The sequence below is a fragment of the Sphingomonas sp. ABOLE genome, assembly GCF_003950455.1.
Lineage (GTDB): Bacteria > Pseudomonadota > Alphaproteobacteria > Sphingomonadales > Sphingomonadaceae > Sphingomonas > Sphingomonas trueperi.
The window spans coordinates 1-611 of the sequence record NZ_QQWY01000119.1 but is presented as its reverse complement, the minus strand read 5'-3'; the positions used below and the strand labels follow the sequence as shown (position 1 = coordinate 611).

General features: G+C 63.7%; 1 pseudogene. It reads right to left on the bottom strand.

The window, feature by feature from the left end:
- Positions 1-517: pseudogene (locus CA234_RS24170) on the bottom strand (DNA polymerase III subunit epsilon); the annotation flags it as partial.
- Between the last annotated feature and the right edge of the window lie 94 nt (positions 518-611).

Here is a 611-nt window from a genome sequence, read left to right as displayed (position 1 = left end):
AGCTTGCATAATGCTCGGCGCTGCGCTTTCCCCTTGGAAAGCTGAGGCCGACGAGCGCAATGCCGGCTACGACCGAGGCCACGGCCCCAAGGTGACCAACGCCGTCGAGGAGGAAAGGCGCGGCCACAAGCCAGGCTCCGAACGCGACGTTGATCAGCCGCAGCGCGCGGGCAACTTCTGCGGTGGCGATGATCGCGACCGTGATGACCAGCGCACCCACAACGTGATCGCTGTTCGCCATACCGCCTTCCGTGCCGAACAGTATTCGGGTCAGCATCAGCAGGACGCCGATGACGATGCTCGCAGTCAGCGTCCATGGCAGGGTCAGTCCCTTCTTTGCGTCCGCCCAGAAGGTGCTTGGCGAGGCCATCGCGTCCGACGCGTCCACCGCTCCCGCCTCTATCGCGTCACCCTGGAAGAAGGTGCGGATCAGCGGTTTGCCTTGCCGGCGCGCCCAGAGAAGGAACTGACCCATCGCAATCACCTCGTCGAGCGCGAAGGGGATCATGATCAGCATGGCGAGCGCGGCGATCAGCGCCAGCGTGCTCCATGTGCCGATGACGATGGGCTGACTGATGATGAACTAGATGCTGATGACGCAGAGCGGGATG